The 12822-nt window shown below is 62.1% G+C and carries 9 protein-coding genes; 5 read left to right on the top strand and 4 right to left on the bottom strand.

The genetic code is table 11. The features are described from left to right. The first annotated feature begins 123 nt into the window (after positions 1-123). The 3 genes from ACR52_RS02875 to ACR52_RS02865 all read left to right on the top strand — a co-directional run bounded on the left by ACR52_RS02875 (position 124) and on the right by ACR52_RS02865 (position 4815). Complete coding sequence (locus ACR52_RS02875; protein WP_048720282.1) at positions 124-1098, top strand: CobW family GTP-binding protein; 975 nt, start codon at positions 124-126, stop codon at positions 1096-1098. Next, positions 1095-2270 (top strand): ABC transporter substrate-binding protein, encoded by a 1176-nt coding sequence (locus ACR52_RS02870; RefSeq protein WP_048720280.1) that lies wholly within the window; start codon positions 1095-1097, stop codon positions 2268-2270. The genes ACR52_RS02875 and ACR52_RS02870 overlap by 4 nt, the downstream gene beginning before the upstream one ends. A gap of 208 nt (positions 2271-2478) precedes the next feature. Continuing rightward, complete coding sequence (locus ACR52_RS02865; protein WP_048720278.1) at positions 2479-4815, top strand: putative bifunctional diguanylate cyclase/phosphodiesterase; 2337 nt, start codon at positions 2479-2481, stop codon at positions 4813-4815. Positions 4816-5006: 191 nt separating this feature from the next. On the opposite strand, the gene ACR52_RS02860 is transcribed toward ACR52_RS02865, so the two are convergent. Together ACR52_RS02860 and ACR52_RS02855 are read right to left on the bottom strand one after the other, a co-directional pair. After that, positions 5007-7418 carry a glucose/quinate/shikimate family membrane-bound PQQ-dependent dehydrogenase gene (locus ACR52_RS02860; protein WP_048720277.1) on the bottom strand — a complete coding sequence of 804 codons (2412 nt, stop codon included), beginning with the start codon at positions 7416-7418 and terminating at the stop codon, positions 5007-5009. A gap of 588 nt (positions 7419-8006) precedes the next feature. Then, entirely contained in the window at positions 8007-10025 is a 2019-nt protein-coding gene (locus ACR52_RS02855) for a TonB-dependent receptor (protein ID WP_048720275.1), read from the bottom strand. Positions 10026-10333: 308 nt separating this feature from the next. On the opposite strand from ACR52_RS02855, the gene ACR52_RS02850 reads away from it, so the two are divergent. Then, positions 10334-10567 (top strand): VF530 family protein, encoded by a 234-nt coding sequence (locus ACR52_RS02850; RefSeq protein ID WP_048720273.1) that lies wholly within the window; start codon positions 10334-10336, stop codon positions 10565-10567. 4 nt (positions 10568-10571) lie between these two features. Beyond that, on the top strand, positions 10572-11195 hold the full coding sequence (locus tag ACR52_RS02845) for a Pr6Pr family membrane protein (RefSeq protein WP_048720271.1): 624 nt from the start codon (positions 10572-10574) through the stop codon (positions 11193-11195). 29 nt (positions 11196-11224) lie between these two features. Here the strand turns inward: ACR52_RS02845 and ACR52_RS02840 are convergent, their stop codons facing one another. Together ACR52_RS02840 and ACR52_RS02835 are read right to left on the bottom strand one after the other, a co-directional pair. Then, a complete protein-coding gene (locus ACR52_RS02840) occupies positions 11225-11974 on the bottom strand; it encodes a siderophore-interacting protein (protein ID WP_048720270.1) in 750 nt (249 codons plus the stop codon). Beyond that, positions 11971-12552, bottom strand: a complete 582-nt coding sequence (locus tag ACR52_RS02835; protein ID WP_048720268.1) for a PadR family transcriptional regulator — start codon at positions 12550-12552, stop codon at positions 11971-11973. The genes ACR52_RS02840 and ACR52_RS02835 overlap by 4 nt, the downstream gene beginning before the upstream one ends. Between the last annotated feature and the right edge of the window lie 270 nt (positions 12553-12822).

The following is a 12822-nucleotide window of genomic DNA, read 5'->3' as shown; positions in this document are numbered from 1 at the left end:
AAGCAGCCCCAAAACCAAACGACCGAGGGCCATCAGATGCTTATCGGATAACGATTTTGGGCCGCTTCGCAGCCCAGCGGGAGCAAGCTCCCTCGCCACAGTAAGCAGATTTGAGGTATGACTATGAGCATCGCTCTTAATGTGATCACCGGCTTCCTCGGCAGTGGCAAGACCACCTTGCTCAAGCGCCTGTTGCAAGGCGAAAGCCTCGGCGACACGGCCTTGCTGATCAATGAGTTCGGCGACGTCGGCATCGACCATCTGCTGGTGGAAGAGGTGGCGCCGGATACGGTGCTGCTGCCCAGCGGCTGCGTGTGCTGCTCGATCCGTGGCGAGCTCAAAGACGCACTGCTTACCCTGTTGCAACGCCGCGAGCGCGGTGAAATCCCGGCGTTCAAACGGGTGATCCTGGAAACCACCGGCCTGGCCGACCCGGCGCCGATCCTCGCGACGCTGAACAACGACGTGCAACTGCGCGGGCGTTTTCATATTGGCCTGGTGATTACTCTGGTCGACGCCAGCCACGCCGCCCTGCAAGAACGCCTGCACCCGGAGTGGCTGGCCCAGGTGGCGGCGGCGGATCGATTACTGCTGAGCAAGACCGACCTGGTGCCCGACTGCGACCCACTGCGCGCGCACTTGCAGGCGCTGAACGCCGGCACGCCGATCCTCAATACCGACGACATTCACAGCGGTGATCAACTGCTGCTCGGCGAAGGCCTGCGCAGCGCCGAACCCTCCATCGAAGTCAGCCGCTGGCAACTGCATCAAACGACAACCGCCACCCACGGCGCCGCGCAAGTGTGCTGCCTGACGTTTGATCAGCCGCTGGACTGGGTCGGTTTCGGGGTGTGGTTGTCGATGCTGTTAAGATGCCACGGCGAACGAATCCTTCGCGTCAAAGGACTGCTCAACGTGAATGCAAGCTCGGCCCCCATCGTCATTCATGGCGTGCAGCACTGCCTGCATGCCCCGGTCCACCTGCCTGCGTGGCCGGGCACCGACCGGCAATCGCGCCTGGTCTTCATCCTGCGCGGCCTCGACCCTGCGCAGTTGCGCCGCTCCTTCGAGGTGTTCTCCCGGCGGTTCGCGGCATGATCACACTCCGAGTCCTCGGCACCTCGGTCACCCTGCTCGAATGCCTGCGTGTGCGCGCTGAACAGGAACTGGGCATTCGCCTGGTGTACCAGGTGCACGACGTCGAGCAGGCCCAGCGTATCGCGGTGATGCAGCCCGACAGCTACGACCTGTATGACCAGTGGTTCCACAACGTCGACTTTGTGTGGCCGGCGCGGGCGATCCAGCCGATTGATACGCGGCGCATCGCCTTGTGGCACGAGATCAACGACTTGCCCAAGCGCGGTCGCTTGTCGGCGGACGACCGCCTGGGCAGCGGCAGCGTGCCCAGCGAACGCCTGTTTGTGCAGCACGATGGGAGCCTCGGCAGCACCGTCACCGAGCGCATCAGCATGCTGCCCCTGACCCACAACGCCGACAGTTTCGCCTACCGCCCCGAGCGCCTGCCCGACGGTTTTTGCCACGGCAACGAAAGCTGGGGCTGGCTGCTCGACCCGGCCTGGCGCGCGCGCACCGCATTGCAAAGCGACGCCGCCATCGGCGCGCTGGACGCCGCGTTGGCCGTGCAGGGCGCGGGGCTGGCGACGTTCAAGGACATCGGCAACATGAGCATCGAAGAGATCGATGTGCTGGCCGACATCCTGGTGCGCAAGCAGAAGGAAGGGCATTTCGCGGCGTTCTGGTCGGACGACGAAGAGGCTGCGCAATTGATGCTCAGCCCGAGCATCGACATCCAGAGCCTGTGGTCGCCGACCTTGATGCGCCTGCATCGTGCGGGCGTGAAGTACCGCCTGGCGGTGCCCCGCGAAGGCTATCGCGCCTGGTTCGGCGGCTTGTCGTTGTCGCGCCATGCCCAGGGCCCTGTGCTGGATGCGGCCTACGCCTACCTCAATTGGTGGCTGTCCGGCTGGCCGGGCGCAGTGATGGCGCGCCAGGGGTATTACATCGGCAACCCGGCGCGCAGTCGTGATCACCTGAGCAGCGCTGAATGGGATTACTGGTACGCCGGCAAGCCTGCGAGGGAAGAGTTGCTCGGCAGCGACGGCCTGCCCCTGATCGATATTGGCGAGGTGCGCGATGGTGGCTCATACGAGCAACGCATGGGGCATATCGCGGTGTGGAACTCGGTGATGGATGAGCACAACTACCTGGTGCGTCGTTGGGGCGACTTCATGCGCGCCCGTTCCGCGTGATCACAGGCGAGCCTCTGTCGCCAATAAAATGACAGCTAAATCCCAGGCTTTATTGGGTGCACAACTCCCTACTCCCAGCTAACCTGCTAAAACCAAATATCCATTCAAAATCGATATTTTTTTGACACGCGGTCAGCAGTCGCAGGGAATGCACATGACACAGGGACGCAGTGGCAGGGAACGACGAGCGCTGCCAGAGGGCACTGCCATGACGTGGCGCCACACGTTCCAAACCCGTATCGCCGGGGTGCTGGCGCTGTTGCTGCTGGTCGTCGTCGCAGCCACCTACTTCGCGGTCAAGGCCGCCACCACCCGCGCGGTGGAGAATCAGGCCCAGGTCCAGTTGAAAACCGGTAGCCAGGTGTTCGAACGTCTGTTGGACCTGCGCGGCCAACGCCTGCAATACGGGCTGGGCTGGCTCACCGTCGACGGCCCATTCAAACAGGCCGTGGCCGAGGGCAAGACCGTGCCGATTCTGGCTGCTCTGCGCAGGCATGGCACCGGCATCCGTTCCAGCGAAGTGTTTGTGCTGGGGCTCGATGGCAAGGTGATGGTCAGTACCTTGCCCGTGCTCACACGCGGTCAGCCGTTTCCCTACAGCGACGCCATGCGTCACGCACGGCGCAGTGGCCTGCAAATGTTGATCGTGGCCCTGGACGGTCGCCCGTATTTGTTGGTGCAGGATGAAGTGCTCGACCCGGAGCCCATCGCCCGTATCGTCATGGGGTTTGCGATGGACAAACTGTTCGCCAATGAACTGCGTTCCATGAGCAACCTGGAAGTATCGTTCCTCAGCCTGCAGGACGGCCGAGTTGGCCAGTTGTTCAGCACCCAGCCCGATGGCTACCAGGCCACCATCCTCAACCTGCTGCGTGATACGCACGTCAATCCCGCGGCGCATATCCATCTGTTTTACGGCGAGCGCGTGCTCAGCCAGGTGTTGCCACTGGCCAACACCGGCGATGGCGATGAGGTGCGCGTGCTGCTGCAAAGTCGGCTGGACCATGCGCTGGAATCCTTTGCCCCGCTGGACCGGCAATTCCTCGGGATTGCCTTGGCGGTGTTACTGGTGTCGCTGGCCGGCGCGTTGTTCCTGGCGCGGCGGGTGTCGCGCCCGCTCAATGCGTTGGTGGAGGCGGCCGGGCGTATCGGCGCCGGGGATTACCGCACGCCGGTGCGGGTGCGCAGCCACGATGAGTTCGGCCTGCTGGCCCGCGCCTTTAACGCCATGCAAAGCGGCATCGCTGTGCGTGAGCGGCAACTGGCGCATAACGCGCTGCATGACCCGCTCACCGGCCTGCCCAACCGAGCCCTGGCCATGGAGCGCCTGGGCAGTGCGATCAGTGCGCGGCGGCCGGTGGTGTTGCTGTACCTGGGGATCGAAAACTACCGGGTGATCAACGAAGGCTTCGGCCCGCAGGGTGTCGAGGAAATGCTGCGCGAGGCCAGCCGATGCCTGTCCATGAGCCTGTTGGCCAGTGACACGGCGGCGCGTATCACCGGCAGCGAGTTCCTGCTGTTGCTGGAAAATACCGAGATCGACCGCGCCGTCGCCCGTGCCGACCGCCTTTACGCGCTGCTGACCGAACCCCAGCGCATCGGCAATGACGAAGTGCGCCATGAAGTGAGCATTGGCATCGCCGCGTATCCTGCCGATGGCCAGCAGGTGGAAGAGCTGATCAGCCGCGCCGCCATCGCCCGGCATGATGCGGCGTCGCTGCCGGGCTATCTGCAGATTTACCAACAGGACCGCGACCTCGCGCACCAGCGCCAGATCACCCTGATCCGCGACTTGCGCCGTGCCGCGTTCGAAGGCGAATTATTCCTCTGCTACCAGCCCAAGCTCGACCTCAAGCACGGCCATGTACGCCAGGCCGAAGCCTTGCTGCGCTGGCAGCACCCGAGCCTGGGCCTGGTCTCGCCCGCCGAGTTCATTCCCTTGGCCGAACGCACCGGCAGCATGGGCGGGCTGACCCATTGGGTGATCGAAGAAGCGATCCGCCAGATCGGCGAATGGGCGCAACGCGGCCTGCCTATTCAGCTGTCGGTAAATATCTCGGTGGACGACCTGGCCGACGATGACCTGGCCATTCGCGTGACCACCTTGCTGAGGCAATACGGCGTGTCGGCCCAGCAGTTGATTTTCGAGATCACCGAAAGCGCGATCATGCACAACCCGCAACAGGCCCTCAGCGTGCTGGAGCAACTGCGTGGCTGTGGCATCAGCCTGTCGGTGGATGACTTCGGTACGGGCTATTCGTCGCTGGCGCAATTGCAACGCCTGCCCGTGCAGGAGTTGAAGATCGACCAGTCCTTCGTGCGCAACCTCGACAGCACCAGTGGCGACGGCGTGATCGTGCGCTCGACCATCGAAATGAGCCACAACCTGGGTCTCAAGGTCGTGGCCGAAGGCGTTGAGTTCGAGCCCAGCCTCAAGCTGCTCAAACAGTGGAACTGCGACACCGCCCAGGGTTACCTGATCAGCCGGCCGTTGAATGCGATGGCGTTTGAGCTGTGGATGCGGCGCGAGCGGGTGCTGTTGTGAACCCGATTTTTTGAACACCGCTCATACCCTGTGGGAGGGGGCTTGCTCCCGATAGCGTTGGATAAGCCACAGATACATCGACTGACCCACCGCTATCGGGAGCAAGCCCCCTCCCACATTGAATGTTGCAGTGGGCATGAAAAAGGCGGCTACCTGTTGAGGGTAGCCGCCTTTTTTACCACCGGTTTTGCTTAGTCCGGCAGTTTGAACGCCATCACATAGTCACCCTGCTTGGTGCCCAGGGAGCCGTGACCGCCGGCCATGACCAGCACGTACTGCTTGCCGTCCTTGCCGGTGTAGGTCATCGGTGTGGTTTGCGCGCCGGCTGGCAGGCGGCCTTCCCACAACTGCTTGCCGTTTTTCACGTCGTAGGCACGCAGGTACTGGTCGAGGGTACCGCTGAGGAACGACACGCCGCCTGCAGTGGTGAACGTACCGCCCAGGCTAGGCACGCCCATGCTCAGGGGGATCGGAACCGGCGAGCTGTCACGCACGGTGCCGTTCTTGTGCATCCAAATGGTCTTGTGGGTGGTCAGGTCGACCGCGGCCACATAACCCCACGCCGGTGCCTGGCACGGCAGGCCCATTGGCGACAGCATGGCTTCGAGGATCACGCCGTACGGCGCGCCTTTGTTTGGCTGCACGCCTTCGGTTTCGCTGACGCGTGGGCCTTGCTTGGCGATGTCGGCGGCCGGGATCAGTCTCGATTTGAACGCCATGTAGCTCGGGTTCACGAACGCGATCTGGCGAACCGGGTCGACGGAAATGCCGCCCCAGTCGAACACGCCGAAGTTACCTGGGTAAACGATCGAACCCTGCAGCGATGGCGGCGTGAACGGACCGTCGTAGCGCAGGGATTTGAAGTCAATCCGGCACAGCATCTGGTCGAACGGCGTCACACCCCACATGTCACGTTCCTTGAGAGGAGGCGGCATGAAGTTGAGGTCGGACTTCGGCTGGGTAGGGGAGGTGCGATCGCCTGCCACTGCACCTTGCGGTACAGCCACTTCGTGGACAGGTACGACGGGCTGGCCCGTGGCACGGTCCAGCACGTAGATACTGCCTTGCTTGGTCGACGCCATCACCGCTTGCTTAACGCCGGCGTCGGTCTTGATGTCGATCAGCGAAGGCTGGCCGCCCACGTCCATGTCCCACAGGTCATGGTGGGTGAACTGGAAGGTCCACTTCACGTGGCCGCTGTCGATGTCGAGAGCGGTCAGGCCGGCGCTGTATTTTTCCGAATCTTCGGTACGGTCGCCGCCGTATTGGTCGGGCATCTGGTTGCCCATCGGCAGGTAGAGCATGCCGAGTTTTTCATCCACGGCGAACATGGACCACATGTTCGGCGAGTTGCGGGTGTAGGTCTTGCCCTCGGCCAACGGGGTGGTGTCGTCCGGGTTGCCGCTGTCCCAGTTCCACACCAGCTTGCCGGTGTGCACGTCGAACGCGCGGATCACACCGCTTGGCTCGTCGGTGGAGACGTTGTCGGTGACGTGACCGCCGATCACGACCAGGTTCTTGGTCACGGCCGGTGGCGAGGTGGAGTAGTAACCGCCTGGGGCGAAGGTGCCGATGTTGGCACGCAGGTCGACCTGGCCTTTGTCACCGAAGTCTTCGCACATTTTGCCGGTGTCGGCGTTCAGGGCGATCAGACGGGTGTCGGCAGTCGGTACGAAAATGCGTTTCGGGCAGGCATTCGGCGCAGCAGCCGGGCTGGCGCTGCCGGTGGGGCTCAGCGAAGAAGCGTAGGCGGCGTCATCGTGATACGACACGCCACGGCAGGTCATGTGCGCCCAACCTTTGAAGCTCTCGGCACCCTGGGTAGTGATCTTCGGATCGAAACGCCAGATTTCCTTGCCAGTGTCCGGGTCCAGCGCGATGACCTGGCTGTGCGGCGTGCACACGTAGAGCATGCCGTTGACTTTCAGCGGGGTGTTTTCCGCGGTGGTTTCACCGGGGTCGCCAGCGCCAGGAATGTCGCCGGTACGGAAGGTCCACGCAGGGACCAGCTTGTGGGCGTTTTCCGGAGTGATCTGCGCCAAAGGCGAGTAGCGATCACCGTAGGCCGAACGGCCGTAGGAATTCCAGTCGCCATCGGCCTGGGAAGGCGCAGCGTTGGCCATGCCCGGTACCGCGTCGCGGTCCAGTTGGCCTTTGATCTCACCGGGGTTGGTGAATTGGCTGGCGAGTGCAGCGGCGCCGGCCAGTACCACGGCGACGCTCAGCGCGCCGGTACCCAGCGGGGCAGGTTGGCCACGCAGCAACGGACGGCGAAACCACGGGAGCAGCATGACGATGCCGAGGGCGAACAGCAGAGCCAGGCGCGGCACCAGTTGCCACCAGTCCAGGCCGACTTCCCACAGGGCCCACACGGTACTGGCGAACAGCACCAGCGCGTACAGGCCCAGCGCGGCGCGGCGGGTGGCCAGCAGCAGAATGCCGGTCAAGGTGATGCCGACACCGGCCAGCAGGTAATACAGCGACCCGCCGAGCATGCTCAGCTTGATACCACCGGCCAGCAAGGCCAGGCCCATGATCAGCAGCAAGATCCCCAGCAGCCTGGGCAGCAGGCGGCTTGGGCTTGAAGCACCATCAGTGCTCATAGTGTGTTTCTCCGTGACGTTGGAATTATGTAACCCCGTGCTTCACTGTAGATGACGATTCGGCGCGGGCTTGGTTCAGCAATATTTGGGTTTTTCTGTGGATAACTGAGTTATCCACAGGCGGGCGATTTATTCCCAGGCGCAGGTTGGTGTAAGACAGCGCTGTCTTTATGGCGAGGAAAATTCAGCAAGACGGAGTCGACCGGGGGAGTGAAACGTTTCAGTTTGTTGCTGGCAAGGATAAAGGGACTGTGCGCCGAGAGAAAGCGCAAATCGCAAGATGCATCATTTCAGATTTGGTAACAGTGACAGAACGTCGCTGCAAAAATAACTGAGGGAGCCGGCTTCCGTGGCGAGCGGGCTTGTTGTGGCGAGCGGGCTTGCCCCGCGTTGGGCGGCGAAGCCGCCCCAGTAAGACCACCGCAGTGTGTCAGGCACACCGCAGTTGCAGGTTTTGGGGCGGCTTCGCCACCCAACGCGGGGCAAGCCCGCTCGCCACGAGAAGCCCGCTCGCCAAAAAAAACCGCTCGCTACGACAGGCTCACTTGCCACGACAGGCTCACTCGCCGCAGAAAGCGAGCGATTATTTTAGAACGTGGTGCGCACGCCGACCTGCACGCTGCGCCCCTGTGCCGGTGCAATATCGCGCAGGATCGAGCTCGCATACCTCACGGTCTGGTTGGTCAGGTTTTCACCGTTCACAAACGCCAGCCACTGGCTGCCACCCACGTTGAAGCGATACCCCGCACTCGCGCCGAGAGTGGTGTAGCCGTCGGTGCCACTTTCGTTATCCGGCACACGCCCCTGCCCGCCGGCATGTTCCACATCGATACGCGCCTGCCAGCGGTCCAGTTCCCACAGCAAACCGCTGTTCAAGCGCAATGGCGCAATGCGCGGCAAGGCTTCGCCAGTGTCCAGGTTGGTCGCGCGGGTGTAGTCGCCCGACAGCTCCAGGGCGAACTTGCCGTAGGCGCCTTCGCCCAACTTCCAGTGATCCTGGGCTTCGAAGCCGGCGAAACGCGCACGCACGCCGGAGTATGTGTACTCAGGGATGCCGCCAGCGTCTTCCTCACCGTCGTCATTCAAGGTGCGACCGCTGCCCAGCAGGCCGATGTAATTGGAGAAGTGGCTGTAGAACACGCCGAAGCTGCCTTTGTGCGTGCCATTGTCAAAACGCAGGGCCAGGTCGCTGGACACGGCTTTTTCTTTCTTCAGGTTGGCATCGCCCAGTTCAAAGGTGCCGGTGGCGACGTGCGCACCGTTGGCGTACAGCTCGTAGAAGGTCGGCGCGCGTTCGGTGTAGCCCAGTGTCGCGGCCAGGGACCAGATTGGGGTCAGTGTGTAGACCGCGCCCGACGACAGGCTGCCGGCGGTGAAGTCGTTGGTTTTGTCGGCATTGGCGAAGCGCGCGTTGCCCTTGGCGTCCGGGTCGACGCTGGTGTGTTCCAGGCGCCCGCCGAGGCTGAGTTTCAGGCGCTCGGTGGCCTGCATTTCTTCGAGGATAAACAGCGCGCCGGCGTTGGTGTCGGTCTGTGGCACGAAGGCTTCTTCACCCAGCGCCGAGAACTCGTTGCGGGTCACTTGCGCGCCGACCACACCGTCGAACGGGCCGATAGGCTGATGGCGGGCTTCAACGCGCGCTTCATACCCCTTGTTCTTGAAAATCGTGCCGGTTTCGCCGCCTTCGATTTCGCGGTGTTCGTAGTCGGTGTAGCCCGCGTCGAGTTTCACTGAGGTAAACGGGCCTTGCAGGTTGCGGATCTCTGACGCAAAGGCGTAGTGATCCTGTTGCATGCGGATGCGCACACCCTGTTCGGCGGGCGAGCCGTAGTTGCTGTCGAAGTTGCTGTAGGACAGCCCGGCATACCCGTCGTCCCACGTGTAGGAACCGCCCACCGCACCGCCGTCCTGGCGCCCGTCGCTATTGCCCAGGCGGCCATTTTTGCCGGGGCCGTCTTCGGTCTCTGGCGCGTGGCGGCTACGGGCCTGGCCAGGGATTTTCAGGTCGTTGAATTCCCGCGCGTTGGCGTCCAGGTGCAGGGCGAAGGTGCCGTTGCCGGCTTCCAGTTTGCCCGCGCTGCTGCGGGTGGTGTCGGCGCCGCCGTAGCGCAATTCACCGGCCCCGTGGATGCCTTCGATGGCTTCGGTGGGGATGCGGTTGTCGAAGGTGTTGACCACGCCGCCGATGGCGCTGCCGCCGTACAACAATGCAGCGGGGCCGCGCACGATTTCGATGCGGTCGACGTTGACCGGGTCCAGCGGCACGGCGTGGTCGTAGGACAGCGATGATGCATCCAGCGCGCCGACGCCGTTGCGCAGGATGCGAATGCGGTCGCCATCCTGGCCACGAATGATCGGGCGGCTGGCGCCTGGTCCGAAGTAGGACGACGACACGCCCGGTTGCTTGTTCAGGGTTTCGCCGAGGCTGCCTTTTTGTTGCAGGGTCAGGTCATCGCCTTCCAGCACGGTGGTTGGCGAGGCGAGTTGCGCGCTGCCCAGCGGGTTGCCGGTGATGACTTGGGGTTGCAGTTCAAGGGCGAAGGCTTCGGAGCAGATCAGCAGGGCGGCAGCGAGGGGGGACAAGCGCCACAGAGAAGAGAGGGACATCGGACATTCCTTGGCAAAACGGCGAAAAGATTTGATAATTAAAGTTACAATATAACATCTCATTTTTCACCATAAAGCGGAACTTTTTGCTGAAAATCGTTCCCACGCTCCGCGTGGGAATGCATCCGGTGACGCTCCGCGTCAACTTGCGCAGGACTTGAGACCTTCGCCCACAGCGGGACGCAGAGCGTCCAAGGCGGCATTTCCACGCAGAGCGTGGGAACGATCCGGGAGCGGGAACTTTTTTACCTGGGGAGGCAGGGTGATAAGGTGTGCACCTTCGTGATCACTTTTTTCATAGGCCCGGCATGACCGCGACAAGCAACGACCCGCTCCACGGCGTAACCCTGCAGCACGTCCTCACCACCCTGGTGGAACACTACGAATGGGCAGGCCTCGCCGAACGCATTGATGTGCGCTGCTTCAAGAGTGACCCGAGCATCAAGTCGAGCCTGACCTTTTTGCGCAAGACGCCTTGGGCGCGGGAGAAGGTCGAAGGGTTGTACGTGAAGTTGATGCGCACCAAACGCCCGCTGGATTGAGCGCATGAAGCGGTTCGTTGCAGCGGCGGCGCTGGCCGGCTGGGTCGGCTTGGCGATTCAGCAATACCTGATTTTCTATTCGCGCTGGTCCACCGGCGCCAGCCTGCTGGGTGGGCTGATCAACTTTTTCAGCTTCTTCACGGTGCTGACCAACACCCTGGCGGTAGTGGTGTTGAGCTACGCGTTGGTCAAGCGGGAAAGCGCCGCGAAACGGTTTTTCCTGGCGCCCCCGGTCAGTAGTGCGATTGCCGTCAGCATCGTGGTGGTGGGCTTGGCCTATAACCTGTTGCTACGGCATTTGTGGCAGCCCGAAGGCTTTCAATTTATCGCCGACGAATTACTCCACGACGTGATGCCGGTGCTGTTTGTCATTTATTGGTGGCGGTGCGTGCCCAAGGGCAGCCTGCGGCTCGCACACATTGGCGTGTGGCTGATCTACCCGCTGCTGTACTTCGCGTATGCGCTGCTGCGTGGGGATTTGATCGGGCAGTATCAGTACCCGTTCATTGATGTTGGCACCTTGGGTTATCCACAGGTGTTCGTAAATGCTGGGGGGATCTTGGCCGGGTTTGTGCTGATCGCGTTGACGGTCCTGGGGCTGGACAAGATCGGTAGGAGCAAGGACTAGGCGTCCCCCTCGCTCCTACAGGTCGGGGTTCAGGCTTGCCAGTAGCCGACCGCCTTGAGGAACTCTTCATTTATCTGATGAGTATCCAGCAATATGCGGCGCACCTTGCGCGACAGCTTGGTTTCGGTCGCGACAAAGGTATACAAAGAGCCGCTTGGTGGCGTCAGTTTCTGTACGGTATCGAGCAGGTCATCCTGGCCGCGTATCACCCACATCACCTCCACATCTGCGGCGCTGTGCAGCGTTTGTTGCTCCGCCGCGTTCGCGATTTCAATCACCGCCAGCACCGTGCGCCCGGCCGGCAATTCTTCCAGGCGTCGAGCGATGGCGGGCAGGGCGGTTTCGTCGCCGATCAGCAGGTAGCTGTCGAAGATGTCCGGCACGATCATCGAGCCGCGCGGCCCGCCGATGTGCAGGTGCTGGCCGACTTTCGCCTGTTCCGCCCAGGTCGAGGCAGGGCCGTCGCCGTGCAGCACAAAGTCGATGTCCAGCTCGCCGATGGCCAGGTCAAACCGGCGTGGGGTGTAGTCGCGCATGGCCGGTTGCGGGCCTTCACCCTTGATGTTGAAGGTCGGGCTTTCCAGCGCGGCCTGTTCGGCGGCGTTCTGCGGGAACAGCAGCTTGATGTGGTCGTCGCTGCCCAGGCTGACAAAGCCCGCCAGTTCAGGGCCGCCCAGGGTGATGCGGCGCATGCGCGGGGTGATATCGACCACCCGCAGCACGTCCAGGCGACGGCGTTTGATCTCGTGGGTGACGCGATGGATGGCTTGCGTATTCATTCAGCTTTCCCCTGGACAGGTTGAACGGCCGGGCCGTCGACAATGGCTTGGGCGGTGCCGTTGAGCAGCGCCGCGACGCGGATGATTTCTTCCGGGCTCCAGCGCCCGTGGTGCAGTTGCAAGGCATGGCGCAGGTTATGCACCGCCTCGTGGATTTCGGGCGGGCGGTCATGGCCACGCAACGAACGTTTGCTGACGTCGATGCGCATGCGCACGCCTTCCAGTGCAACCGCCTGCTCTCCTAGAGAAAGACGACCGGCGTCGGTGATTGTGTAGCGTTTTTTTCCGCCTTCGGCGTCGCCGCTGATCAATTCGCTTTCTTCAAGGAACGTCAGGGTCGGGTAGATCACGCCGGGGCTGGGGCTGTAGGCGCCATCGAACATAGCTTCGATCTGGCGGATCAGGTCATAGCCATGGCAGGGCTGCTCGGCGATCAGCGCCAGCAACAGCAGTTTCAGGTCGCCAGGGGCAAAGACCCGGGGGCCACGGCCACCGCGTTCGCGGCCGGGACGTTTTTCGAAGCCATCGCGGCCATCGCCGTGCTCGCGAGGGTGGGAATGGGGGTGATGCTCTCTCATGATTTTCGCCTCTGTGCTTTCTTAAGACATAACTTAAGATATATCTTAATCAGCGTGCAAGCTGACCTGACGAACGGTTCCCGAGGCTTTTCAGGGAGTTGGATGTGTAGGTTTTTTCGATAAAAGATGTAGGCAATAGTCCGTACTACTTGTCTTACAGGTATAGGGTTGCGCGTAAGTAGTCATAACTTAAAGCTGATGTAATTCATGTATTACGGGTAATACCCTGGCTTTTCTTTAATAAGGTTTTTTTCCATCTTGCGTAGTCTT

Source organism: Pseudomonas fildesensis (genome assembly GCF_001050345.1).
GTDB lineage: Bacteria > Pseudomonadota > Gammaproteobacteria > Pseudomonadales > Pseudomonadaceae > Aquipseudomonas > Aquipseudomonas fildesensis.
This window is presented reverse-complemented; position numbering and strand designations above follow the sequence as displayed.